The 23848-nt window shown below is 41.4% G+C and carries 22 protein-coding genes, 3 pseudogenes and 1 riboswitch; of the genes and pseudogenes, 16 read left to right on the forward strand and 9 right to left on the reverse strand.

Features of this window, described 5'->3' with window-relative positions; translation table 11 throughout:
* Positions 1–201: 201 nt before the first annotated feature.
* Positions 202–1011, reverse strand: coding sequence for a CatB-related O-acetyltransferase (locus OGW44_RS15685; RefSeq protein WP_032931140.1), 810 nt, complete (start codon positions 1009–1011; stop codon positions 202–204).
* Positions 1012–1563: 552 nt separating this feature from the next.
* Here OGW44_RS15685 and OGW44_RS15690 point away from each other — a divergent pair.
* From OGW44_RS15690 to OGW44_RS15745, 12 genes and pseudogenes are all read left to right on the forward strand, one after another.
* Positions 1564–2067, forward strand: coding sequence for a GNAT family N-acetyltransferase (locus OGW44_RS15690; protein ID WP_185654405.1), 504 nt, complete (start codon positions 1564–1566; stop codon positions 2065–2067).
* Between the two features lie 247 nt (positions 2068–2314).
* A riboswitch (cobalamin riboswitch) is annotated at positions 2315–2538 on the forward strand.
* A gap of 221 nt (positions 2539–2759) precedes the next feature.
* Positions 2760–3815 carry an ABC transporter substrate-binding protein gene (locus OGW44_RS15695; protein ID WP_016152563.1) on the forward strand — a complete coding sequence of 352 codons (1056 nt, stop codon included), beginning with the start codon at positions 2760–2762 and terminating at the stop codon, positions 3813–3815.
* Between the two features lie 66 nt (positions 3816–3881).
* Complete coding sequence (locus tag OGW44_RS15700) at positions 3882–4949, forward strand: FecCD family ABC transporter permease (protein ID WP_016156150.1); 1068 nt, start codon at positions 3882–3884, stop codon at positions 4947–4949.
* Positions 4946–5761, forward strand: coding sequence for an ABC transporter ATP-binding protein (locus tag OGW44_RS15705; protein ID WP_016156149.1), 816 nt, complete (start codon positions 4946–4948; stop codon positions 5759–5761). The genes OGW44_RS15700 and OGW44_RS15705 overlap by 4 nt, the downstream gene beginning before the upstream one ends.
* 10 nt (positions 5762–5771) lie before the next feature.
* Positions 5772–6212: a pseudoazurin gene (locus tag OGW44_RS15710; protein WP_016156148.1), complete on the forward strand. Its 441-nt coding sequence runs from the start codon at positions 5772–5774 to the stop codon at positions 6210–6212.
* A gap of 27 nt (positions 6213–6239) precedes the next feature.
* Complete coding sequence (gene petA / locus OGW44_RS15715; RefSeq protein ID WP_016156147.1) at positions 6240–6791, forward strand: ubiquinol-cytochrome c reductase iron-sulfur subunit; 552 nt, start codon at positions 6240–6242, stop codon at positions 6789–6791.
* Between the two features lies 1 nt (position 6792).
* Positions 6793–7953: pseudogene (locus OGW44_RS15720) on the forward strand (cytochrome b).
* A 2-nt stretch (positions 7954–7955) separates the two neighbouring features.
* Positions 7956–8759 carry a cytochrome c1 gene (locus OGW44_RS15725; RefSeq protein ID WP_016156145.1) on the forward strand — a complete coding sequence of 268 codons (804 nt, stop codon included), beginning with the start codon at positions 7956–7958 and terminating at the stop codon, positions 8757–8759.
* Between the two features lie 326 nt (positions 8760–9085).
* The gene (locus tag OGW44_RS15730; RefSeq protein ID WP_185654353.1) at positions 9086–10306 is read left to right on the forward strand and encodes a tyrosine-type recombinase/integrase; all 1221 of its coding nucleotides are present in this window, start codon (positions 9086–9088) and stop codon (positions 10304–10306) included.
* Positions 10307–10473: 167 nt separating this feature from the next.
* Entirely contained in the window at positions 10474–10941 is a 468-nt protein-coding gene (locus OGW44_RS15735; RefSeq protein WP_185654352.1) for a hypothetical protein, read from the forward strand.
* Positions 10938–11315 carry a DUF1878 family protein gene (locus tag OGW44_RS15740; RefSeq protein ID WP_024009105.1) on the forward strand — a complete coding sequence of 126 codons (378 nt, stop codon included), beginning with the start codon at positions 10938–10940 and terminating at the stop codon, positions 11313–11315. Before OGW44_RS15735 ends, OGW44_RS15740 begins: the two co-directional genes overlap by 4 nt.
* Before the next feature lie 259 nt (positions 11316–11574).
* Positions 11575–12435: a hypothetical protein gene (locus OGW44_RS15745; RefSeq protein ID WP_024009106.1), complete on the forward strand. Its 861-nt coding sequence runs from the start codon at positions 11575–11577 to the stop codon at positions 12433–12435.
* Positions 12436–12530: 95 nt separating this feature from the next.
* On the opposite strand, the pseudogene pilV reads toward OGW44_RS15745, so the two are convergent.
* From pilV to OGW44_RS15760, 3 genes and pseudogenes are all read right to left on the reverse strand, one after another.
* Positions 12531–13635, reverse strand: a pseudogene (gene pilV / locus OGW44_RS15750) (shufflon system plasmid conjugative transfer pilus tip adhesin PilV).
* Positions 13636–13689: 54 nt separating this feature from the next.
* A complete protein-coding gene (gene bfpA / locus OGW44_RS15755; protein WP_185654351.1) occupies positions 13690–14247 on the reverse strand; it encodes a type IV pilus major subunit protein BfpA in 558 nt (185 codons plus the stop codon).
* Between the two features lie 372 nt (positions 14248–14619).
* Entirely contained in the window at positions 14620–14925 is a 306-nt protein-coding gene (locus tag OGW44_RS15760; protein WP_185654350.1) for a conjugal transfer protein TraD, read from the reverse strand.
* Between the two features lie 646 nt (positions 14926–15571).
* Between OGW44_RS15760 and mobQ the strand changes: the two genes are divergently transcribed.
* Together mobQ and OGW44_RS15770 are read left to right on the forward strand one after the other, a co-directional pair.
* Positions 15572–17080, forward strand: a complete 1509-nt coding sequence (gene mobQ, locus OGW44_RS15765; RefSeq protein WP_185654349.1) for a MobQ family relaxase — start codon at positions 15572–15574, stop codon at positions 17078–17080.
* A 108-nt stretch (positions 17081–17188) separates the two neighbouring features.
* Positions 17189–17866 (forward strand): abortive infection system antitoxin AbiGi family protein, encoded by a 678-nt coding sequence (locus tag OGW44_RS15770; RefSeq protein ID WP_117344135.1) that lies wholly within the window; start codon positions 17189–17191, stop codon positions 17864–17866.
* Between the two features lie 62 nt (positions 17867–17928).
* Here the strand turns inward: OGW44_RS15770 and OGW44_RS15775 are convergent, their stop codons facing one another.
* Both OGW44_RS15775 and OGW44_RS15780 read right to left on the reverse strand, forming a co-directional pair.
* Positions 17929–18588 (reverse strand): hypothetical protein, encoded by a 660-nt coding sequence (locus OGW44_RS15775; protein WP_185654348.1) that lies wholly within the window; start codon positions 18586–18588, stop codon positions 17929–17931.
* A gap of 72 nt (positions 18589–18660) precedes the next feature.
* Positions 18661–19230 (reverse strand): SEN1982 family lipoprotein, encoded by a 570-nt coding sequence (locus OGW44_RS15780; protein ID WP_185654347.1) that lies wholly within the window; start codon positions 19228–19230, stop codon positions 18661–18663.
* Between the two features lie 462 nt (positions 19231–19692).
* Here OGW44_RS15780 and OGW44_RS15785 point away from each other — a divergent pair, with 462 nt between their 5' ends.
* Both OGW44_RS15785 and OGW44_RS15790 read left to right on the forward strand, forming a co-directional pair.
* Entirely contained in the window at positions 19693–20166 is a 474-nt protein-coding gene (locus OGW44_RS15785; RefSeq protein WP_117344139.1) for a DUF4755 domain-containing protein, read from the forward strand.
* 38 nt (positions 20167–20204) lie between these two features.
* Positions 20205–20582, forward strand: coding sequence for an SEN1984 family lipoprotein (locus tag OGW44_RS15790; protein WP_185654346.1), 378 nt, complete (start codon positions 20205–20207; stop codon positions 20580–20582).
* Between the two features lie 41 nt (positions 20583–20623).
* Here the strand turns inward: OGW44_RS15790 and OGW44_RS15795 are convergent, their stop codons facing one another.
* From OGW44_RS15795 to OGW44_RS15805, 3 genes and pseudogenes are all read right to left on the reverse strand, one after another.
* Positions 20624–21235: a TIR domain-containing protein gene (locus OGW44_RS15795; protein WP_072071808.1), complete on the reverse strand. Its 612-nt coding sequence runs from the start codon at positions 21233–21235 to the stop codon at positions 20624–20626.
* A 16-nt stretch (positions 21236–21251) separates the two neighbouring features.
* Positions 21252–22688 (reverse strand): SIR2 family protein, encoded by a 1437-nt coding sequence (locus tag OGW44_RS15800; RefSeq protein WP_185654345.1) that lies wholly within the window; start codon positions 22686–22688, stop codon positions 21252–21254.
* 280 nt (positions 22689–22968) lie between these two features.
* Positions 22969–23808, reverse strand: a pseudogene (locus tag OGW44_RS15805) (hypothetical protein); the annotation flags it as partial.
* Positions 23809–23848 lie beyond the last annotated feature (40 nt).

Here is a 23848-nt window from a genome sequence, read left to right on the forward strand (position 1 = left end):
CCCGCTACGCTTACCATCTGGCCCGAAATAGCAATCGTTTCTACACAGACGCTCGGTGCCAGTCTGGTTAGTCCGGTCGTTGCTGCGTATGCTGACAATGGCAAAACGCTCATCGCTAGCAAGATGCTAACTTTTGTCATCGTGTTGTCCTTATCTCATTTTGCTTTCGCCGGATAACAGTCCCAACAATGACATATTAAACTAAAGAGTTGTAAATATTTCGGTAAGATTAAATTTTTTATATGCTTTTTCTTTTATAGTGCCATTCGATATCAACGTGCTCATTTCAGTGACAAAATTTATAATATCATCACACTTGCTGTTATCAGGTAAATCGGTGTAATTATAGTTCCACCATTTTATTTTTAACAACTGTTCAATAATATCTGACTCAAATCTGTATTTGATAATTTTCGCAGGAACCCCTGCGACAATAGCATATGGAGGCACATCTTTAGTAACAACGGAATTTGCTGCAACAACAGCACCATCACCAATTGAAATACCACCTTTTAAAACGACATCATTGCCAATCCAGACATCATTGCCAATCGTTGTATTTTTAGGCTTTGTAATAAATGGTTTCAATACCCAGTTTTGTCCGAACTCGTTGGCAGCATATTTATCAAACTCGCCATTATAAGTAAGCATATGAGTTGTAAAACGATTCATAGGATGGTTTCCTCCCATGATTTTTACGTTTGATGCAATACTACAAAATCTTCCGATATTTACATTACCCGGAAAATAACAGGTTGGAAATGAAAACGCACCAACGCTAGAAAAACTTTTTACTGGCATTGTGGAATATTGTTCAGCAATAACATCAGCTTCAATTCTAATTTTGTCACCTTTCGAGAACAGTAACAAATTTCTTTCTTTATAAACTTTCTTACCTCTATGATTCAAAAAGATATCGTTATCCATGCAAAATTCATAGTGCTTCCGAGTCCATCTAAAAACAAAAATTTCATTTGTGTCTTCTGAAAAATTATAGAGTCTGGTTTTCATACTGTTATTGTCTGCTTTTATTTGAAAATCTACGATTAGATTAAAGATACTCTAAACCCTAACCTTAATCAACTATTACAGTATGAAATAATACATATTGTAAATCACCTTGTTGTGACATTTACTCTTACCACTCATAATTTAGTTTCTATAATATTCTGCTTAGAGAATGAATACAGATATGTTTTGAGACGTCGTTTTCAAAAACAAAATGTCAGATGCTTTTCTATTAGGGCAATCCAGGTAATGAAGAAAAAAATGCAGCCTCAGTTGCAAATGCCTGGCAGCCCAATAGGATGCAATTCTTTTTTCTGTCCCAAGAAGACGCTGAAAACCTTAGTTCTCGCGACAGCCTGACCTTCTGCGCGAAGAATTTTGTTAAGTTTTTCTGCCTGATTGCACTCTGTGGTGGCCGCCCAAACACCCATTTATAACCCGTAATGAGAATAGCTCCGTATGCAATTGCGAGTCTGTCTCTTACTGCTCAATATTGTTTTTAAAGTGGTCTTATTGTTATTATCATTTTCCGTTCTAAATTTGAGTTATGCTGCCATGATCCCATTTAGGTTTAGTGAGATGACTCCCGCCGATATTCCTGCTGTTCAGTCGTTTCTTGTTGAGCATCTTAATTTATACTTCAATGCCGGTAGAGCCATGCCTTCTGCCGAAGAAGATCTCTTTGATCTCGCACAACAGTATATCTTGCAGGAAAGGAATTCATTGCTTTGCGCGTGGAGTGAAAACCAGGAATTAATCGCTACACTGGCGGTATGTCAATATGATGATCGTATTACTGAACTACGTGGTCGCTATAACTTGTCTGAAACAGCGGAAATTTGTCGTTGCTACGTGGATGAGCGCTACCGCAGACAGGGGATCGGAAGTCAATTGTTTGCTTTAGCTAAGGTATTCTGTCAGCGACATCAATATAAGACTTTATATCTCCATACACATCATTTTTTACCCGGAGGGTATTATTTCTGGTTGCGTAACAATTTTAACGTGATTATGGATATGCAGGATGAGTGGCAATTGGTACATATGGAGAGTACATAAAAAAAAGAGTCAAGCGCTGATATGCGGGATTTTTGATGGTAATCAATATGTTTCATACACAGAAGTTTCAGCATGCGTGTAATTTGATCAATATCAACCAATTCTCATTTAGCTTCCTGTTGTTATTTTCATTTACAACATCGCAGTAACCAACAAAATCATAACTCACTGTATTAAATGGGTATTTTTTTCTACACCACTACCTTTTATCTCTTGCCCTTTATGGTTGACCTTGTTAACAATTGCCGCTAGAGTCGCTTTCGACAGCATTTCATTACATTTTTGTATATGAATAGGAATATGGTGAGAATTATTCAATTCAATTCCATAACTGCCCCCGCAACTGTAGGCGGATGCAGAATATCCCTGTGTGGCTCATAAACCACAGGTCACTGTAAAGTTCATCTTTATGGGAAGGCCGATATTCTGATTACCGTGAGTCAGGAGACCTGCTGTCAAAGGTGTATGCCATTGAGTGGACGGGATGGTCCATGGGATGAATTATTTGACGCAAGCGGTAGTGTATTTATGAATAAGATTTTGGCTGAGTAAAGCTTATTTGCATTTTTTGCATATCTTCATTCTTAAATTTCACGATTCAATGTCATCTATCTTCATGTCTCCTCCCGATATATGGAATGAAATAAGCCATGACCAGACCTTAAGATTCTGGCATCAACGGGACGATGATAATGCACGCTAATTCTACCTTTTACTTCTCTAAAAAAACGCTTCTGGCTATTTTTGGCACGACTGCTCTCCTGCTTACTTCCGGTTTTTCCGAGGCAGCAAAAACCGAATATCCTCTGACGATTAAAAACTGTGGCCGCGATATTACCTTCAATCAGGCACCAACGCGCGTGGCGACGGTGGGTCAGAACAGTACCGAGATTCTCTATTCACTGGGGCTGGCCGATCGCGTCGTGGGTACTTCGCTGTGGTTTGGCCCGGTACTGGAAGCTTATAAAACAGCAAATGAAAAAGTCGCCGTTATCGCGCAAAATATTCCAAGCTTTGAAGGGATCGTGGCGAAAAAACCGGATCTGATCGCCAGTCAGTTTGAGTGGCAAATCGGCCCTGCTGGCACGGTTGCCTCTTACGAACAGTTTAGTGAACTAAAAATTCCCGTTTACACCGCGCCAGCTGACTGTGCGAAAGATAACGAAGATGGTGGTGATGGTGTCCGTAAGGGCATGTTTGATATTGCCATGGTGTATCAGGAAGTCGCCGATCTGGCGAAAATCTTCGATGTTCAGGATAAAGGCGAGGCGCTGATTGCCAGCCTTAAAGCACGTGAAGCCGCAGCGAAAAACAAAATTACCGGAATGGATGAGAATGTTTCCGCCGTGTTCTGGTTCTCAAGCGCCGACCTCCAGCTTGACCCTTACGTTGCCGGGAAGTTTGGTCCGGCGGCATGGATCGCCCAAACGCTGGGAGTGAAGAATGTGATTGATTCTGCTGAAGAGTGGCCAACGGTGGGTTGGGAAACCATCGCAAAAGCGAATCCTTCACTCATTGTGCTCGGTGAGATGAGCCGTCGCCGCTTCCCGGCGGATGACTGGAAGGTCAAGATGGAATACCTCAAGTCCGATCCTGTCGCCAAACTGGTTCCTGCCGTCAAGGAAAACCATCTACCGGTCATTGACGTACAGACCATGAATGCCGGGATCAGAACTATTGATGGTGTGGAAAAACTGGCTGATGCCCTTGTTGAATATGGCTTAGCACATCCGCAGGCTGCTCATTAATCTACGTTTTGCGCTATATCCTCGCACGGTGTAGCGCATCTCCGTTACTCAGGAACGCAGATAATCATGAGTGATTCACGCAGGATGCGTCGCGCTGTTGGTCAGCTTGCGGTGAGAGTCAGTGGGCATGCCGTTTGGGTCAGTGCGCTAATGTGTGGCGTACTGCTGGCGGGGATTTCCATCGGCGAAACGCTTATCCCCTGGCAGCATGTTCTCAGCACGCTGGCAAATCATCTTTTTGATACACACTATCCTGTCGATGCGCTGGATGCAGGGATCGTCTGGAACTACCGCCTGACCCGAGCGCTGGTCTCGGCCAGTTGCGGCGCGTGCCTGGCTGTTTCCGGCGTAGTGTTACAGTCGCTGCTACGCAATGCGCTCGCCGAACCCTATCTACTGGGGATTTCTGCCGGAGCGTCCACCGGAGCGGTGCTGATTGCTCTCACTGGACTTGGGGCTGGCATCATCAGTATGTCATTGGGCGCTTTCATTGGTGCGCTGACGGCATTTCTGTTCGTTGCGCTATTGGCGATGGCCGCTGGCGGTAGACAAGGTGGGGGTGTAACAACCCAAATCATCCTTGCCGGGATCGCCAGCTCCCAGCTTTTCAATGCGATTACATCGCTTATCATCACCCGCTCAGCAAACGCCGAGCAAGCACGCGGTATTATGTTCTGGCTGTTGGGCAATTTGAGCGGTGTACGCTGGCCCGATGTAGTCTTAGCCATTCCTACCGCTCTGGTCGGTATCGCGCTGTGCTTCTGTTATGCCCGCCATCTTGACGCTTTCTCCTTTGGCGCGGAGTCTGCGGCATCGCTGGGCATTCCGGTAAAACGTACCCGTGCAGTACTGATTGCCGCCGTCACCGGCATGACGGCGATTATGGTCTCCATTGTGGGTGCGATCGGCTTTGTCGGTCTGGTGATCCCTCATGCTGCTCGTCTGCTGGTCGGCAACCAGCATCATCGACTGCTGCCGGTTAGTGCGCTTACCGGAGCTATTTTCCTCATTATCGCTGATGTTATTTCCCGCACGTTACTACCCGGTCAGGTACTCCCAATAGGCGTGATCACGGCTCTGGTTGGCGCTCCTGCGTTTTCAATCATTCTGATTAGAGGAAACCAGAACAAATGACGGTGAATCTCGTACAGCCACTCGTTACCTCTGCGCAAGCCGTTATTGAAGCCTGTAATTTGTACTGGAAGGTAAAAGGTAAGACGATTGTTGAAGATATTTCACTCAGCGTAACGCCCGGCGAGTTTGTCGGCATCATCGGTCCCAACGGCTCGGGCAAAACGTCACTGATTTCACTGCTGGCCGGTTTGCTGAAGCCAACTTCCGGGCGTATCACCCTGCAGCAAAAGGCGCTCCAGCATTATTCGCGGCGTCACCTTGCGCAGCGGGTGGCGTTGGTCGAACAACAGGCAGAAACCAGCGAGCGTCTTACCGCTTTACAAGCCGTTTCTCTGGGGCGCACGCCCTGGCTTAGCCTGCTCTCGCCCTGGTCCGCCAAAGATGACGATATCGTGCAAACTATGCTGGAGAAGGTCGATCTCCGTGAATTACAGCACCGATGCTGGCATACCTTTTCCGGGGGAGAAAAACAGCGCCTGCATATCGCCCGGGCGCTGGCGCAGCAGCCGCAGTTGTTACTGATGGATGAACCCACCAACCATCTCGACATTCAACATCAGATTGGCCTGCTTAGTCTGGTTAAACGTGAAAAGCTCACGGTCATTGCCGCTCTGCACGACCTCAATCATGCCGCGATGTTCTGCGATCGCATCATCGTCATGACATCCGGGCATATGGCGATGCAGGGGACTCCTTGCGCCGTGTTTACCCGTGAAAACCTCCATGCCTGGTTTGGTATCGACGCCATTGTTGAACATGAAACAGGCGCTGAAAACTGTTTTATCCGTTATCAAAGACCTGATGAATTTTAAGGAAGAATCGATGAAATATCTCAAACAGAGTCTGAAAATTTTATGTTTACTCGCCCTCGCCTCTTCAACCTTCGCACAAACTCACGACGTTTTGATGAAAAATCGTGGGTCTGCGGGACCAATGGTCTATGAGCCGGATTATCTGGAGATCCAGCCCGGGGATACGGTGAAGTTTATCCGTAAACATAAGAGTCACAACGCGGCTTCAATCGCTGAATTGTCTCCGGCTAACTATCCCGGTTTTATGGGAAAAATAGATGAAGAGATCGAAGTAACTTATGACAATGCCGGATTTTACGGCATCAAATGTACACCACATTACGCTCAGGGCATGGTGATGCTGATAAAGGTTGGAGATGCCAAGTTACCAGCAAGCTATCGGGCATTCAAAGCGCCGGGTATTGCTGATAAGCGCTTTCAGGAAATTTACGCGCGTATCGACAAACGTTAATCCGCGATACTCAGGGAGAAATACGAGGTGACAGAGAATAAACTTGCAGATGGCGAAATCCAGGAACAGCGCCGGGAATGCCTGTGTAAACTGACAAAATTCGTCGGTGCGGCAGGCGTCGCTGCTGCAGTCTGGCCGCTGGTTGCGGCCCTGGGCCCGGATGAGAAGACTCTTGCGGAAAATGAACCGATTGATGTCTCTCTTGCGGGGGTTGCTGCTGGACAAACCGTCAGACGCGTATGGCAGGGAAAGCTGATTCTTATTCACCATCGCACCCAGGATGAGATTATTACTGCCAGAAGTGCCGACTGGCATACGCTTATCGACCCACAACCGGACAGCGAGAGGGTCTCTGCTACTCATCCTCAATGGCTGGTGGTTCAAGGGTATTGTCCACATGCCGGGTGCGTACCCAACGCCCGACCAGGAGGGGTGGGTTGGATCTGTCCGTGCCACGGCTCAGAGTTTGATACCTCCGGGCGCGTGACGCGCGGCCCCGCGACGACCAACCTGGCAATCCCGGACTACGTTATTCATTCGGATGGTCAGGCCGTGCGTATCGGCACGAAGGAAGCCTGAAATGAGGAGTGAGCGCGTCTATTCGCTTCGCTGGCGTATCCCGTTTCCTCGCTCGATTGCCGGACTCTGGGTATTCGCAATCGGCGCCATCCTGCTGGTTATACTCGGTGTGCAGATCCTTACGGGTATTGTGCTGGCAATGTTTTACGTGCCGACGGCCGAGCTGGCATTTGACTCCATTATTCATATTATGCGTGCGGTTCGCCATGGAGAACTGTTACGCAACATGCATGCTATTGGCGCGTCGCTCTTTTTCTTTGCCTGTTATCTGCATATTTTTCGTGGCATGTACTACAGCGTTTACCGCAAGCCCTGGACGACAATGTGGATGATTAGCGTTACGCTGTATATCCTGCTGATGATGACCGCATTTCTTGGTTATAGCCTTATCTGGGGGCAAAAAAGCTACTGGGCGGCCACGGTAATTACCCGCTTTGCCCAGGCCATTCCGCTGGTGGGTGATACCCTTTACGCATATTTAGTCGGCAGCCATACTCCGGGAACGCCGATGCTTGGCCGCTTTTTTGTTCTCCACTTTATTCTTCCCTTTGTGATTGTCGGAGCAACGGTTTTTCATATTCGCACCGTACAGTCGGCGTTTGCGCAGGCGATGAAAAAGAGGTTTAGCGAGAAAGAGTCCAGGAGCCTGCTGTTCGATTACAAAATTACCGATCTTGATGTCATCAAAATCATCCTTTTTTTGATGATCTTCGCCTGGTTCTTATTCTTCGCGCCGCACTATCTGAGCAGCGCCGATAATTTTATTCCTGCGGATCCAACAGTTACACCCGCGATTGTTGCGCCGGAATGGTATTTTCTTCCCTTCTTCTCCATTTTGCGTTGCTTCCCAAATTAATTCGTTGGCTTAGCCGCAATGTGCAGCTCGGTACTGATTTTCTATTTCCTTCCCTGGCTTGATACTTCCCGGGCTCGTTTTCGCCATTACAGCAAACTGGTTAAATGCGGATTCTGGCTGTGGGTCATTAATGCCTGCTTTTTAGGCTGGTTAGGGTCGAAAGCACTGGTTGGCCCCGATCTTATTGACGGTTTCCGTAACGAAGAGGGCTGGATCCGTGCCGCATCGCAGCTTTCGACTCTGATTTGGTTTGCCTGGTTTTTAATCGTATTACCTTGCCGTCGTTTTCTGGAAAAGCAGGATTGATGATGAAACAACTATTGAAAATCAGCATTCTGTCCTTTTCTCTGTTGGGACTGGGTTCCTCCTATGCGCAGGAAGCCACGCCTGAACGGCAGGAATGGAGCTTCAGCGGTATCAATGGCCAGTATGATAAAGCGCAGCTTCGGCGTGGCCTGCAGGTTTATGAAGAGAAGTGTCGCGCCTGTCACGGCATAAAGCACCTTAGCTTTCGGTCGTTGACCAGGCCCGGCGGTCCGGAACTCACGGCTGAAGAAGCAAGAAGTATCGCCAGCGGCTATCAGTTTCCTGAGCTTCAGGATGACGGCCAGATTGGTGAGCGAGACGGGACGCTAAATGACAGCTTCATCTCGCCGTATCTAAACGAGCAGGAAGCACGATACCTTAACAATGGCGCTTCTCCCGTTGACCTGAGCTATATCGTGCGTGCCCGCTCATACGATCGCGGATTCCCGCAATTTCTGTTGGATGCTTTTCAGCCCTACACGGACCAGGGAGCAGATTACGTCTACGCACTGCTAACCGGTTATCAACCTGCCGATCCCGAACTGAAGGCTAATCGCTATTTTCCCGGTGGCGTGATTAACATGCCGAAACCGCTGACCAGCGGAGAGATTCAATGGCGCCCGGCGTCGCTACAAGCTGAAACGGAGGAGCAATATGCCAGGGATGTTACCGCCTTTCTGGCATGGGCGGCCGACCCAACGCTCGCAGAACGAAGACAGCATGGATATTACGTTATGGGCTACCTGACCTTTATGCTGGGGCTGCTATGGATATTACGACGAATGAAAAGACGTTCGCTCATGTAGGCATTGCCAGATATGAAGATGATTCAGTTCGTCAGCTTTCCGCCGGGCAGCAGCGCTGAGTTGCCCTTGCGCGACTAAGGCTGGAGAAAGATGGCATGACATAAACTGCACAAAACGAAAAAACCCCGAGCTATTAAATAGCTCGGGGTTTATGTTTGGCGGAAGCGTAGTCCGCCATGTTAGTGTCCGTCTAACTCTAAATAAACACTAATTTTTAGATATAAAACAATATGTTGTCATTATTTAGTGTTCGGTAATGTATTGCTAAACGGTCTAAAATCTGTCATTTTATGCACCACCTAATGCACCACGATGAAATCCTACTTATGCCAAAGAAAGCTAAAGAACTGTCTGCACTGGCTGTTTCTAAACTTAAGGCCGATGCAGAATATTACGTTGGTGGCGCTGATGGCCTATACCTTCGGATTATCGGACGCTCACGCGTGTGGGGCTTGCGTATTGTAATGGGAACCCGCATCAATAAAGCAGGTAAAACAGTTCCCCGCCGCCTTAACATGGGGTTAGGCCCCTATCCCGAAATTTCGTTGTCAGAAGCGCGCGATAAGGCGCGTGAACTCCGTAAGCAGATCCGTAATGGCATTGATCCCCTTGCAGAAAAACACGCTCGAAAAGCGGCTCAAGAAGCTCTGGCACGTAAGCAAATGACATTTCGTGAATGCGCTGAAGCCGTGATAGAAATCAAAAATAGCGAGCTTAAGAATAAAAAGCATGTGGCGCAGTGGCGATCGACACTGGAAACCTATGCCTACCCGTTCATTGGGCAAAAAGTGATTGGTGAAATCACAAAAGTTGATCTTCTGGCAATACTAGAGCCGATTTGGTTAACCAAGAATGAGACGGCTAGCCGTCTTCGTGGTCGTATTGAAGCCATCATCGATTACGCAAAGGCTAAAGAGTATTTTGAAGGTGATAACCCAGCTGCATGGAAAGGAATGCTTAAACCCCTCCTCCCCTTACCAAGCAAAGTACAAGAGCAAAAACACCATGCGTCATTACCTTATAAAGAAATCAGCTCTTTTATGTCTGAATTGCGCAAACGTAAAGGAATCTCAGCCCGCGCATTGGAGTTTTCTATTCTGACGGCTTCTCGCTCTGGTGAAGTTCGTGGCGCAGAGTGGTCAGAGATCGATCTGAAAGGAAAAACATGGACGATTCCCGCCAGTCGTATGAAAGCAGCAAAAGAACATCGGGTTCCCCTATCTGATGCTGCTGTTGCTCTGTTAAAAGATTTACCACGATTAGAAGATAACAATCATGTATTCCCCGCCCCTCGCGCTGAAACCCTTTCTGATATGTCATTATTGGCTGTATTGAAACGAATGGGCCATAGTGGCTTAACTCAGCATGGTTTCCGTTCTACTTTCCGTGAGTGGGCTGGTGAAGCAACGGACTATCAACGTGAGGTTATTGAACATGCGTTGGCGCACCAGTTGGCAGATAAGGCCGAGGCAGCGTATCAGCGTGGGACGTTATGGCCTAAACGGGTGGCGTTGATGGATGATTGGTCGGGGTATTGCACAGCATAGTCTCCGATTGTGTTCAGAATGAATGGTACAAACAGTATTCTTGTTTTGCAAAATCATGTTTTCATAAGATAATACAGAGATAATATTTTTATTTACAAAGAGAAAACCTGAATATAAGCGCACAAAGTGGTTCAATTCTAACTCTTGTGGGGAAATGGGAGTATCCTTTGACAACAGACAGCATGATTACATTGATCGGTACAGTAGTTACCTTGGGCGGAGCAGGCATAACCATTTGGCAGTCTAAAGAAGCCCGTAACTATAAAAACCAATTAAAATTCGATGTCAGGAAGATCAACTTAACAAACGTATCTGAGCGTTTGAAGCGAGCACAAGACGAAATAAGACGCCTTCCTACATCCTTGCAAGGTATTCAGAGGGGAACGAAACCCAGTGATCTGATTCACAAAACAAAAGAGTATTTCGATATTGCTTTAGGAACTCTTGACGCAAAAGGCCCAGATGCTGATATCCGCCAACTTCTCGTTGAGGCACAAAAAAAACTTAACTCTTACGAAACAGGTTGGCATTCAGGCACTCCAAACCCGCAAGATGTTCATGATCTACAAGCAAAGATTCAAGATGCGATATCTGCGATGAATTCTACAATTTACAAAATGGAGGGGAAAGCATGAACTTAAATGAAATCTCTAAAGAAATCGAAAAATTAAAATACCATATTAGAATTCTTGGGGAGTCTATCGATTACCACAATCATCCTGTTGAGTCACTAATTTTGTCAATGGATTGGGATGAAAAAGATATTAATCGCGCCCATGATATATTTGAAAAATATGACGAGAAGATAAACAGTGATGAAGAAGTAGAATGGTATGATTTTGAAAATGAATTAAAAGACGAATTCAGCATTGGATACCAAACAGTAAAACAAATTGTCCTTGCATTTTACAACAACCACCAGTGGACGGATGTTTGTTATCAGTATGCGATGAGTTTCGAACCTAACACTCCTGTTGAGTTCCATCAAATTACTCGCCACAATAAATGATCACCCCTCCGGTAGCAGACTTAGATTGCTACCGGAGGGATACAACAACGGATTTTAAATACATTAAAACTTAAAAATATAAAACTCTTAATTTTTATTAACTATAAATATAACTCAGTACACAGACAGATAGCCAATATGATATTGATTCATATCATATGTGACAGAGAAATTTATATACACCATTTTATAAAACGCCGAATCTATATTACAATCAATTAGTAAAGCTGTGTTAGTAAATTAATTTAAGGATGGGCATATGTATAATAAAAAACGAATGGCTTGGTGCGCATATAAAAAAGGTTATCATACAGGAGAAAGCATAAAATGGTTTTCATATTTTCACTCAATACTTACTGGAGCTTGCTTTACCTTTTTTATTGGCCTTTTTAGTGCTGGGCCTGATAATATTTCCAATAATTCACCATTGTGGTGGGCTACCTTAGGTTTCGCAATATCAACTTTACTAAACACTTGTTTTTCTCTTTTTTACTTATTCGCAAGCGATGAAAGGGAACTCATTTTTGATATACACTCATATAGTTTGACCGGAAATTTATTAATTAACACTGCATTATTTCTGCCTGTTATTTCATTCATTACATTACTTTTTTACTATTCTATGCATATTGGAGTTATTATTCTATTTACTATAGCCATTATTTTTCTGATTATAAATAGAATATTTTATGAGATAAAATCATCAAAGGATAAAATAGAAAAAAGAAAAACATGGCTTATTGATAATGAGAAATTTGATGATTATCATAAAATTTGTGAGGAGTATAATTTTCCTATTCTCACACCAGAAGAAGAGATGCAGAGGATTATTGATTTTTATCTCCACATTAAAGTTTTTGAAGTTATAAAAAAATTTCAAAACAGCATCAATCAGAACAACAATATGGCCAATATTGAATTTTTTAGAAATGAATTATTGAATGTTATTCATGAAGCATATAATATTAAGAATTCAAATCATGAAAAATTATTAATAAAAATAAAGTCGTTAATTTTATTAACTATACCCGAAGACAATGAAATAAAAATTGATACAATCTCAGAAGAATTAATAAAAACAAATATATATATAAATAGCAAACTTAATTATTTAAAATAATTATTCTACCCAGCATAAAAGCAGGCCATTTATTGCCTGCTTTTATTATTTTCAAAGCGCGTAGATTTACTTCATCCAAAAGAAAACCGCTCATGTTATTGACATGCATATAACCTTCTGTAATTACTATAACGGTGATCACTCTTACCACCACTACAACGTTGTTCATCATATTGAGCGATTAATGTTCCAGATAAATAACCGTACTTCGAGCTATATGGTGATCCTGAACAAGAACATCCACCCGTATCGCTATTTGGTATCACACATTTATATCCTGATACTTGGTCTGTAATCGTAATAAAAATACCTTTTAAACCATTACCACTTGCTGTTTGCCACTTACCACTGATACAGGATAAAACCTTACCTGAGCTGTCTCGGCCCACTAAACCATTAGGCGTACATTTCGCATTCAGCGTTGCCTGACCGTTCAAATGAAGATACTCACCGACCTTTATCCTCCCGGCTGATTCAATTGTTCCATTGGATTTTATCGTTCCGGCTGTAAGATTGCCTGACGCAAAAATATTACCTGCGCTGTTCATATAAGCATTAACCGTTTTCCCGGTTCCGGCCCCGACCGTTCCAGACGCATACAAATCATAAGTGCGAACACCTCCAGCCCATCCTGACGGTAGATCGTTTGGATTGAGTCCGTTGGTTGCTATACGTCCTCCGAACTTAGCCAGCCCGGTTGTAGAAAGTGTGTTGAGATAGGTATCAGATTTTACTTTCAGGTTATTGTTGATGTTCACCTGCCCGTTAAGCGTTGAGGTTCCACCAACAGCAAGATCTGATCCGATAGCAGCGTTTCCTGTTGTTTTCAAACTACCGGTGCTGGTTGTTCCCGATGCCGTTATGTCTTGGATATTTTTGATGCTCTTACCGCCAAGGTTCAGATCCCCGGTCATAGGCAATGTTCCATCACGACGCAGGTAAACAGAATACATAGAAGAGTTATAGCCCACGCGGTAGGCCAACAACCCATATACGTGGATTTTTGCGCGTTGGTTCCGGTATAGCCTACGGGCAACGGTTAACCGCCTCACCAAGCTGTTTTATTTGTGTTCCGACATTTTCCGCCATAACCGTTTCCTGATTATTTCTCATATCCTGAAACTTCATAAAAGCAATAAGACCACCAACACCCAACACGATGATAACCTCTAATAAGGTAAATCCTTTTTTCTTTATCATAATTATCTCTCCCATTTTAAAAATATGACCAGAAAAGGGCTAGCGCCCTTTTCATTAAATAGATGTGAATACCAATGTATTACTTGTAGCGTTAGAACATGCTGAAGCGGTTGCCGCAACATCCAGCGTTCCACCGGCAGCTTTAACCACCTTCGTTCCGACCGTAGCAATATAAAAATTACCTGCTGCTGCGGTCGCAATCTTCACACACTCCGCTGCTGGCACATTGCTATAGGTAATGGTAAAAGAAGAGCCAGCCGCTGATGATGGCCCTGTAGCCGCAGCCGCCAGCGTGACATTCCCTTTGAATGCGTTAATGGGCTTTGCTGTATTACCTGTTCCACTCAACATATTGTCAGGGAAGATTTTTGCCTGAACAGCAACGGTGTTCGTTAGTCCGGTAAAACTGGATGCTGATGTATAGAGTGCTTTGACACCTGCCTGTATGGTGGCAATATTATTACTTTCCGCTTGCGCTCTTTGTGAAGCCTGAACCTTGGGATACACAATAAAAGCCGCAACCACTAATGCTGCAATAATTCCCAGAACAAGTAATAATTCGAGTAATGAGAAACCTTTCTTGCTTTTTCTTTTGTTATTTAATAAAACCATTATTATCTCCTTTTTTATTGTAATAATACCTCCTGTTATAACGCTTTGCTCATATCTGGCAATAGATGGCGTAAGATATATTTAACTCTATCTGATAGACGGATGAATTGAAAAAGGCAAAGATCGCTCTTTGCCTTTTGGGAGATTTAAAAACAACATCTATTTTCACTTCTTATATATCATCACTTAATCATAGTGATAATAATCATAAAACAAAATAAAGATTAAACAATTATCGTGTAGAACAGAACGCATGAGTTAAAAGGAAAAAATATGTATTAATAAAAAGATTACTTAGCGTTCTGTTCTTTTATATAGATAACAGATATTAATTAGATATCAACCCCTGTCATGAAATTTATTTAATCTTTTTTATTTCTGTCTTCCATCCATTTGAGCAAGAAACCATCTCCCTGCTTTTATATATTTGATTCTTTCAATATCATTCAACTCAGACGCTGAAAGTAAAATCCCCATAACAAGTTCTTTATCCACCTGTTCGATACTGCAATTCATAGCCTTAGCTACTTCCGCGCCAAGAATAATCTTGAGTCTTGTTTCAACTTTCTTTTGCTCCGATTTTTCCATTGCCTTTAAACGGTTAAGTTCAAGTTGAGCAAATGCCACTTTTTGCTTTAATGTTTTTTCTGTTCTTGATCTTTTGCTTTCATTATCCATACTACCTCCTTCGATTGTTATATCTTATTTTAATTATCACAAAGATAAATAACGTCAAATTTACACCGCTTTTGTCAGAAGAAATAAATTTGGAGCATACGTAAATAAAATTGTGCAACGCATGTGATAGTATTCACTACCCAAAAACATCTGGCACTCTCCGCGTTACTTATTTTTGTACTTTTGTTATTTTATTTTCACCTATCAATTTTAAACTCTTTTTTCAGGTCTTAACCTGTGAATTGTGCAACACATAACACTCTCTGTTTTATTAGCTTTTCTCTTCAATTTTAGCTATCCCGCCTTACGGCGGGAACAATTAATACTTCTTTTGCCCTTACGGGCCTTTTCTTTACTCAGTTTGTTCTTCAGACGTGAAACCTACACCTTTAATCCAGTTCGCGCCGTTTAATCCGGCGTATTGTTTTACAGCTATCATTTTATTTCGTATTAATTAACTAAGGGGGAGTTTTTACATTGGCTTATTTTTTTAAAGACAATGCCCACCTATACACTGCTACGCAGTGTGTGGGGTCTACCGACGGTTGCTGCCGCAGGCTAAAAGCAAAACCAAGGTCAACGTCAACCCCGAAGTTTTTCTGGCGAAAAACTAACAGCAGCATTTTTATTTGAGGTTATATTTTTAATGGCGATTTTTCATCTGGATTTTAAAATAGTAAAACGAAGCGAAGGCATGACTTCCGTTGCGAAAGCTGCCTACCATGCCCGTACACGTATTACAGATGATCGCATTGGTGAAACATACGATTTTAGTCATCGCTCAGATCTTCATGGTCATATTATATTGGCTCCTGTTTCCGCTCCTGCTCATATTGTTGAAAGTTCCTCAGCGTTATGGAATGAAGTTGAAAGAGTGGAACGCCAGAACAACGGACAAACAGCCCGTTATTTTGATGTCGCTATTCCTGTAGAACTCAACAATGATGACAAGAAAAAATTAGTTGCCGAATATTGTCAGAAAAACTTTGTCGATAAGGGGATGATAGCTGATATCGCGTTCCATGATTTAGACAGTAATAATCCTCATGCACATGTTATGTTGACGCTGAAAACTATCACCGCTACTGGCTTTGGTAAAAAAGACAGGAGCTGGAATGATAAGAAGATGATGCTCCAATGGCGTGAGTCGTGGGCCACGATGTCAAACAGCTACCTTGAGACCGCAGGCCGTGAAGAACGTATCGATCACCGTTCTCTCAGAATTCAATGTGCTGATGCCCTTGCCCAAGCAGAAGAAGCATTCAGCGCTGAAGAAAAAGCCTTCTGGCTTGCCAAAGCAACCGAAACAAACCGTCCAGCAATGCAACGAGTTCATCGTGCCAAGTGGAATAACACCGAGTCACAGGAACAGCGAGCTACAGAACAAGCTTTACGTGATCAGCAAATAGAGGAAGCGAAGAAGGTCTACAACACATTCAGTGAGCTACCACTGGAGATCGTGGTTGATGTCAGAAGCTTTACGATTACACATCTTGCTGAACCCGAAGAAATTATTATTCCTGACTACTCGACAATAGAAGAGCAGCAACCGATTGTGGCAACACCAGCTACAAGCAGGAGACCAGCAGTAAAATCTTACCGTAACCCTAATAAGATGAGTAAGGTTGGTATGGCAGGAGAAGGAACACCCGTTCTAGTTGCTCCTGAACCGAATAAATCCACTAAACTGAAAACACCTTCTTCTCGAAACACCAGAGCGAAGAACCGCGCTCCCATAAGCAATAGAAAACAGGTTAAGCCGCGTCAGGATGGTATCTTTAAGCGTTTCACGCTACTGGTGGTGAGCTTCTTCAAAGAGAGATTTGTATGGGCCAAAAGGAAACCCGATACCACTGATGCTGACCATGATAAGCGTATTGCTGAAAATTATGTGTTTGATGAAGTGTTGGGGATCCGTGTTTCACGTACTGAGTTTGAAAAACGCGCCAAATTTAACAGTGGTCAAAAACCAACACAATCTGGATTCTCTGGCAACGGATCAGATGGTAGCGAAACCGTTCGTTTCCCAAGTCGTCCGAAGCAAGAACAACAGGTGGATGTTGATAGAAACATGGATCTCACCCCATCCATACCACAAGAACAAAGGCGATTGAATCTAAGACCTAAACTGAAGCTACCGGGATACAAGGATTAATAAAATTCATAGACCAAAGCACATCTGGTCCTATACAACTCAGTATTCTACCTGAGACAATAGACTGACCATAGCTTCAAATGAAATACAAATATAGGAGTCAGTAGAATGCTCATCCATTTCACATCAGATTACGACAAAATTTCATCAATATTAAAATCACAACATTTATTATTGAAATATTGTAAGGAAACTTTTTCAAATACGAGAGGGATCATAGCATCCTCCGCAGCACATCCGATGGTATCCTTTAGTAACTATAATGAAGATGAGCTAATTAATACACCAATAACATATGGTCATTTTGGCATCCAATTTAAATGGGAATGGGCCAAAAAGAATAACATCAGCCCTGTTATTTATATGCAGAATAACTCTCCTGCAGCAGAAGGACTTGAAGTATTATTAAATGAAAGAAGGAGAAATGATCTCTTACCACCAAAAATGAAACTGGCGATCATGAAGCTGAAGTGCTTTACTAAAAATGCTGTTGGTAATAATTCTAAATTAAAAGACAAAAACTTCGACTTTACAAGAGAAAAAGAATGGCGTTTTGTTCCAACCATAAAGCAAATAGATGGAAATCGTATATCTGAAAATCGGTCAACTTATGACAGATACTATAATAAATACAATACAAGAATAAAATCGTATCCTTTAGGATTTAAAATAACTGATATAGATACTATCTATATAAAAAGAGAGTATCTTACTCAATTTACACATGATTTTCCTCAATTAATAGATAAAGTGAAAGAATCAAATTGGACTTCTGTTGAAAATTAACATGAAAGCATAAACCAATAACCACCCCGAAAGAGGTGGTTCATTTCAAAGCGGAACTGATTTTACCAGTTCGAACACGACTCATCTTCTTTATTTTGCAATGCTTCTCTATAACGCTGCTGTTCTACAAGGCTTAAATTAGGCTCGTTTAATACAGAACGACCTTTAATCGCAACATCATAATCGATCTCTACTTGAGGGGCATAGCTTTTATCCCTACGTGGCTCAGATGTCCTTGTGGTCAATGAATAATAGGCGGCATCTAAGCTCTTCGTATCTGATGTTCCAATGTAAGCGAGTAAACATGCAAATAAAAATATTGACGTCCATACAACTCCAAATGATGTTATCTCATACCCTGCGCCTGTATTAATAGACAAGGCATTAAACCTGATCGCATATACAATAAAGAATGAAAGAAGGACAATAGTTCTCCTTTTCCATTTTGATATATATTGACGAATATATTTAATATATGCCGTTAACGAAATCATGAAAAATACGACTGATGCTATTGGTAGCCAAACAGGAAATGTTGAATATTCGCCAATAATATTGGTCGTCAATGTAATAAGTGTCAGTATCAAGAAAACAGATAGCAAATAGATTCGTATTAAAATTGATATTTTTACTCTTTTCTCTATTTTTAAAAATAAAGCAGGAACTATAGATGAGATGTTCATCACTAATCCCATTATAATCATACCAGCCCATGAACCCATAATCATAATCTCGCATTAAAGTTAATATTAACAAGGTAAATGACTTATTTACCTTGTTAAGTCTATAGGATTTTATAATCCTCTGGCCTTCCAGCCTTTCTGTGTTTTAACTAAAATAATCTCACTTTCTTTTGGTTTATCAATGCCATTAATACCTGCGGCAATGAATGCTTGTTTATCAATCCAACCCGGAATACCAGACAATTTCCATGAATACGAGACCTGAGTGACTTTTTGACCGTTATTATCACTTGGTTCGGTCCAGTTCGTGATTTCAGCAACAGTTCGATGACCGATGCAGGTCCCATTATTTCTATCCCAAAAATTTGTCTTACGACCTTTATCTGTTGTTTCTAATATTACGACTCTTTTAAACATTTCCTGTTCGTATGAAATGTTCAGCAAGCCGGAATTTTTCAAACCGATTAAAATAGGATCTTCATCATCTTTGCTGTAAATATTGACCCTTACAGGAGTACCGAGTTTAAAATCATCAAATACTTTAGCGTTGTTCTCTTTACTAAAACCATAACAAACACCGTCTTTGCTGATTTTTTCATTAATGGCTTTTTCGAAACCACTCTCTTCGCCACAACCAGCTATCAAAACTGCGGCACCAGCTACCAACCAAAATTTACGCATATAGTCTTCCTTATTAATCGCAGTCAATCCAAGGCAATCTGGCCCTATACCCAGAGAAGGCCAGCAAGGTTAAGCTTTGTGAAGTAATGCCCCTCAACGTCAGTTCCTCGCTGCCGAAAGTGATCAAAGCCACCGCCTAACCAATTGATAGGATTCAATTCTTTTTGAGGCTCGTCATATCGTTTAAAACGATCAAAAACAATCTTATGATAGTTTTTATCTATCATAATTAAAAATTTGATCGTTTATAACAATTGATTACCGATCGATAACGCATTTTTAATCGCTAAAATCTATCAATAATCAATTATTGATCTTTTAAATCGATCATATTTTTACAGTCTGATAGGCTTGAGAGACGGGGACAAGAGCCTTAGTCGCAGCGCCATAAGAGGTAGAAACTCCTTAGAGTTCTGTGAACAGGCCAAGCCCCTTTAACTCATTTACATGGAGGAAGTAAGAGTGGAAGCAGCAGGTATCGTATTTTTAGTAGTGCTCTTCGTCGTTATCATGACCGCAGTAGATATACAGAAGAAAAAGCACTACAACAGCTTTACAGAAGTTCTGGATGGCGATGTTTTATCTTATGAATGTCAGAGAACCGGGATCGTCATAGATACCAAACAGCGCACCATTCGTTTTTTCGATAAAGAAAGAGACAAGACATATTCTTATGACAATATCAGAGAGATCAATTATACGCTTTCAGAGGGTGGAAAGTTTTACGGCAATGGAACATTGAGAGGTATGAATAATGCTGCTATCGCTAACGGAAGAGAACAGCTTTTAGCTAATCAACGCTCAGGTATTAATATCTTAACCGATGATATTAAAAATCCCATGTGGAAAATTAATGTTCCCTTAAAGAATAAAACCACTTCAAACCAAGAACTGTGCGAACGCTGGCTTCTTGTCTTTAAACAATATGTTTTTTAATCCGTTATCTTTAATTATTATCTACCTATGGGCCTAAAATGAAAAAGATGCTTATTGCTGTATTGGTTATTCTTCCACTTGCCAGTTGTACCGTACACGGTAATAAATCCCTTACAGATGAAAATCAGCAGACGGTAAAGCTAAAAATTGTCAAAGGAAAAACTACCCAACAACAGATCATTACCGCGTTCGGAGAACCACAGACACACGCCACGAACGATGGGCAAGAGATGTGGAGCTACTCCAGCATGACAGGAGAAAGCCAGCTATCTAACTATATTCCCGGCCTCGCTCTACTGACCAGTAGCAGTACAGCACATATTAAATCGCTGGATATTTGGTTTAAGGGTGATGTTGTGGAACGTTATAATTTTAGTCAGACAGCCAGTAAAACTTCACGCGGTTTGATGGATTAATAATATAGGCCACAAATATCTGTGGCCCTTTTCATTATTATCTATTTTTGTTTAGATAAATTGTAGGAACTTAATTTTTTAGATTTATCATAAGCATTTTCAATGTATGAAGATAGATCTGCTAAAAACCGGTCTTCTTCTATCAATGAAATATATGAGCCTGTCAATTGATCATATGATTTGCATTCTGGGCAACAATATTTATCTTCTGACGTCAGATTAAATCTATTATTATTAATAATGTCATATAGTTTAGTTGTATCAATAGTTCTTGATGAACATCCATCAGGATTGATTGAAGAAGATACTAACCAGTCATAACTATTATTAACCTTCATTATCACACCAACAATGCCATTAGTTCGGGAGGTAGTTCCACCTCTCTTGTATTCTTTCAATGAATATTCAATTTCCCAGTCAATCCATTTACTTTTAATCATATTCGGGGAAATAATTACAATTAAAACAGATGTCCCGAATATCATATTTTTAAGATTGTTCTTTATATTATCTACTGTTGTATTACTTATATCAGGAGACTCCGATGTCTCCCCTTTATAGTAAACAGCGTCATCACCTAATGCCTTGACAATTTTGTCTCTTAAATCCTGTGCTTCACTATATTTATATGATATAAATGTTTCATGAGCCATAACTTCACCTAATATATTATTTATTCAGTTTGTTTATGATTTTTATTACAGCTTCTATTGTTTTTTTTACCGAAAAATCTTTTTCAGTAAGCTCAGACAAATCATTATATATCCATTCATTACTTCCATAATATTTCTTAGGATCTTGTGATATTTGTTTAAATATATATTCAGACATATACCCGGTATTGGGTAAAGGAATTGGTACAAGACCATGTTGAACAGCAATCTCAAACTCTCTAAATACTCCCCTAGCATTTACTATATCATTATTTTCCTCTTGTTTATTTCCAAAAATAAACAATGCAATACCACCAAGAGGAATCATTCTCTGTCTATACTCCTCCCAAAGTTCTTGAATATCTTTCCCCTTACTGACAGTTTGAGGAAATGGTCTAACTATAAGCTGTTCTTCTGATAATTTATCTGGCCTACTATAAATGGCATCCAACGCACCATTTATCACAGAACTTCCGACGCCCCATCCAAATCCATTCACTATCCTATAATTATTCTTTATAATCTCATATGATAATGTATGAATAAAGTCTAATGCTTTCGGCCTTTCAAGCCCCCCATATTTTTCTGCACTACCTGAAATAAATATCGTTTTCTTTTTAAATGACTGTTCTATCTTAGCTAGAATTATAGGGATGTCAGAATATTCATCTATTAATAATACTTGTATGCCAAATCTCTTGAGATCATCAATTCGCAGCTTTTGTTTTCTGATCTTGTACGCAACTGTTTCTTCATCATCTAGCGAATTATTAGCCTCATTCTTCATAAAACAATAATGTACTCTCTTATCCCCAGAATGAGTATACAAACGACTCAAAATATAATCAAGATTTGGATCGGTAAAACTAAATCCTATAAATAGAAAAGTTTTTGATATTAAATCCCCGCTAAGTGCGGTAATAAATGAGGCGTGTGTTCTGTAGTATTTTTCATACTGCTCTTTATATAAAATAGCCTTGGAGGGAGACGAAATATCACCATGCATTTTATATACTATCGCATCTCGCTTAGGTCGGGTTGTATTTAAATCATCTATGTTTCTTTTTATATCTGCAATCTTGTAAACTTTCCGTAGACTATCTTCAATTAAAGTGTCATAGTTTGTTGTCCAAAATGTCTTAATTGGTAAACGTGCAATTATATTATGAACTTCTGATGGTTCTGCTTGCTCAGAAAACTCTTCGATTATCTTCCTCGTGAGTTTTGTAGCCCCTTTCTTTTCATTAACATGAAATTGAGCAAGCGATATTAGATCGTCTTCTTTATTAATGTCTAAACTAAGCTCTTCTGCTATATCGCTAAGTAATTCTTTCCAATCGACATAACCTTGACTTTTAGACATCCCTGCGCCAGAAAAAATAGCAGCACAATCATTTTCCAGATCTTTAACAAAATCTTTTATGAAAACTTCAATTTCATTACTAAACGTCATTACACTTATCTCCATTTTAACTATTATTCCCAAAAGCAGAGAATAAACCTTTCAACCGGAGTTCATGAAACAGCATCTAAAAACATTTTGCTGGATACGTATAAAATCATACTGGATATAAAAACAGCCGTCGACAACTAAAACCATTCCAAATGGCATTGATCAAATTACATATAAAAATCATTCATCCCATCGCATTCACGGAGATGATATTTCACCCAGCACTTTTACATTATAAAAAATATAGATACATATTTACAACATTTATTTTCTTAAAAAACTACAAAGCTGGAGGCACAGCAGTTTTAATGTTACCAATACGCATGGGTAGCTCACCTTCTCGCTGGCACAGCTTCTTAACGGATTGCCACTCTTCAGCTTCTGACTCCATATGAGCAGCAACCGAATCAAAAGCACCTTCAGCTACGACTATAGTAGGTTCTTTATCTGTTTCGTTGGCTACCAGCTCCGTTTTTGATACCTCGGCCAGTTCTTCTTCCAACTCAGCCACATTCGCTTTCAGTTCATCAAGACTACTGGCGGCGTCTCTTGGCGCATAGAAGAACAGCCCACTGATGAAGATAGCTTCCATTACCTCACTGAAAGAAAACGAGGTTTCGCCATAAACAAAGCAGCTATGCTTGGAACTCTTCACCCCTGATACGTACTTCTTCAACAATCCGTCCTTCGCTGAAGTCATCAATGTCTGTTTGCTATAGAGGATTACTGGCAGATTCTTTATCTCATGAACATCACCGCTGATACTCCAGCGATCTTTATCCCCTTTGATGAAGCCTGAAGCATCACAGCTACTTTCTATGTCAAACTCATCAGTCGGGAATCGTTCGCGATTAAAATAGGTCGAAAAATCTTCCCCTTCTTCCATATCCTGACGCTTGTAAGCGCGATAAACAGAGCTTCGACGGTCAATTCCGATCCATTCAATATCCCATGTCGTTGGCCCGGACGGTTTTCTTACCTCATCTATATAAGCACCAACATCTCTGTCCAGATAAGCTGCTAACAACGCCTTCCATGGCTCTATAGCCAAGAAGATACTTGTCAGTGTTGCACCTTCTTCAATCAAGGCCGTATGACGGAAGAAACGGATAAGAAAATAAAAACTTTGCCGAAACATCACTTCTTATCGCATCTTACTA

This window comes from Citrobacter sp. Cb023, assembly GCF_030336805.1.
GTDB classification, from domain to species: Bacteria; Pseudomonadota; Gammaproteobacteria; order Enterobacterales; family Enterobacteriaceae; genus Citrobacter; species Citrobacter braakii.